Annotated in this window: 2 protein-coding genes; both read left to right on the forward strand. The window is 72.4% G+C overall.

What is annotated here, in order from left to right; genetic code table 11:
* The coding region (locus tag LZ198_RS42690) for an AgmX/PglI C-terminal domain-containing protein (protein WP_253977921.1) at nt 1–1,584 on the forward strand (1,584 nt) is incomplete at its 5' end.
* A gap of 53 nt (nt 1,585–1,637) precedes the next feature.
* The gene (locus LZ198_RS42695) at nt 1,638–2,273 is read left to right on the forward strand and encodes an outer membrane beta-barrel domain-containing protein (protein WP_253977922.1); all 636 of its coding nucleotides are present in this window, start codon (nt 1,638–1,640) and stop codon (nt 2,271–2,273) included.
* The last annotated feature ends 154 nt before the right edge of the window (nt 2,274–2,427 follow it).

Genomic DNA, 2,427 nt, shown 5'->3' on the forward strand with positions numbered 1-2,427 from the left:
TCCGTCCCCCAGCCGGTCGCGCCGGTGCAGGCGGTGCCCGCCGGCACGGTGCCCTCGGTGCGCCGCCGCGCCACGCCGGAGCCGCCCGCCGCGCCGGCCAACACCGGCATGCTGCTCGCGGACGACCTGCTCGCGGACGTCGCCGTGGAGCCGCTGCCCGCCGCCACCGGCCCGCTGCTCCAGGAGCCGCGCGCGCAGTCCTCGCGCCCCACGCACGCGCCCCGCATCGCGCCGGGCAAGGGCGCCGCGCAGCTCTACCTGGAGCTGTACTGGGGCGCCATCCGCCGCGACGCGCGCCGCTTCAAGCCGGACAAGAAGCTGCCCGTGCAGGCCTCGCTGGAGGCCCCCGGCGCCATGCCCCTGTGGGGCTTCACCCTGCCGGAGGCCAACGCGCCCTTCACGCTGGCCGAGCCCCTCAACGGCTCCTTCCGCCTCTTCGTGCCGCCCGGCACGGAGGTCGAGAAGAGCGCCAATGACGGCCGCTTCACGCCCGTCACCGGCGCGGCGCTCGAGTCCGACGGCAGCCGCCGCTTCATCACCCTGCGCGAGGGCACCGCCGCCCGCCTGACGCAGGGCCAGATGTCGCTGGTGGCCTACGCGGCCCCGGAGCCCGAGCGCGTCTTCGTCAACCCGCTCAAGGGCCTGCCGTGGCTGGCGCTGACGTGCTTCGTGCTCTTCGCGTCCGGGATGGGCGCGTTCATCGCGCTCAAGCCCCCCACGCCGGAGACCGCGGACTTCACGCAGAAGAACCTGCCGCCCGTCGCGCTGCGCCTCATCGCCCCCGAACCCAAGAAGAAGGAGGAGGCGAAGCAGAAGCTGGAGGAGATCAAGCAGAAGGCCAAGCCGGTGGAGAAGAAGGTGGCGGAGAAGGCCCCGCCCAAGCCGGTGGAGAAGGTCGTGCAGCAGACCCCGCCGGAGCCCGTGAAGCAGGTCGCCGCGGAGAACAAGGCGCTCAAGGCGCTGGCCAAGCTGTCGGCCGCCGGCCCCGCCACCAAGGACCTGCTGGCCGCGGTGGACAAGCTGGGCAGCGGCCCGGGCAGCAAGAACGTGAAGAACTCCAACTACAAGCTGTCGGGCCTCATCGGGAAGGCGCCCATCGCCAACGCGGGCCTGGGCACCTTCGGCCTGGGCGGCGGCGGCAAGGGCGGCGGCGCGACGCTCGGCGCGGAGATCCTCCGCGGCAAGGGCGGCGGCGGCATCGGCGCGCTGGGCGCGGGCTCCGTCGGCAAGGGCCAGGTGGGCGGCACCGTCACGCGCGCCACCGCCCGCAGCATCAGCTCCGCCCAGGGCACCGTGGACCGCGAGGCCGTGGCCCGCGTCATCAACAGCCACCTGAACGAGGTCCACGGCTGCTACGAGCGCGCCCTGCTCAAGGACCCCGGGCTCGCCGGCAAGGTGGTGCTGGAGTGGACCATCGGCGTGAGCGGCTCCGTGGCCGCGGCGAAGACCAAGTCCTCCACGCTGCGCAATGCCTCCGTCGAGGCCTGCATCCTCTCCAACCTGAAGGGCTGGAAATTCCCCGCGCCCAAGGGCGGGGTGGTCATCATCACCTACCCGTTCCTCTTCAACTCCGTCGGCTACTGACGCGGCACCCCTCCGCGCCCGTTCCGTCCTCCCCCATCCAGGAAGCCCCCACCGTGCGATACGCCCTCCTCCTCCTCTCGTTCCTGGCGCCAGGCCTCGCCCTCGCCCAGGCCGAGGCGCTCGAGAACCCCGGCACCGTCTCCGCCATCCAGGAGCGCCAGTACCGGATGCACCACGAGCTGCTGCTCGGCGTCGGCGTGCTGCCGGCCGACGCCTACTACAAGGGTTTCATCGGCACCGTCGGCTACACGTACCACTTCAGCGACACGTTCGCGTGGCAGGTGGGCCGGGGCTCGTACAGCTACAACGTCAACACGTCGCTGCGCACCCAGCTCGAGCGCGACTTCGAGGTGTCCCCCACCGACACCGCCTTCCAGGACGAAATCCAGTGGATGGTGGGCTCGGACCTCATCTGGAGCCCGCTGTACGGCAAGCTCGCGGTGCTCAACAGCTCCGTGCTGCACTTCGAGGCGTTCCTGCTCGGCGGCGGCACGGTGGTGAAGACCGAGCGCCAGGACGGCTTCCGCCCCGCGGTCAACCTGGGCCTGGGCGTGCGGCTGTTCTCCGGCAAGACGGTCTCCTTCCGGCTCGACGTGACGAACAACGTCGTCTTCGCCGGCGCGTCCCGCATCATCAACGTCCCGGTGGTCCAGTTGGGGACTTCGTTCAACTTCGGCGCCACGGAATGACTCCTCGCTCACTCATCGCCGCGCTCGCCAGCGCCGCGCTCGTCGTGTCTCCGGCGCCCGCCCGCGCGCAGTCCGGCGGCGGCTCGCTGCCCATGCCGCCTCCACCGCCCGGCGCGGCCCAGCGCCCGTCGGGCGCCGCCGCGCCCGCCCCGGC

The sequence above is a fragment of the Myxococcus dinghuensis genome, assembly GCF_024198235.1.
In the GTDB taxonomy this organism is placed as follows: domain Bacteria; phylum Myxococcota; class Myxococcia; order Myxococcales; family Myxococcaceae; genus Myxococcus; species Myxococcus dinghuensis.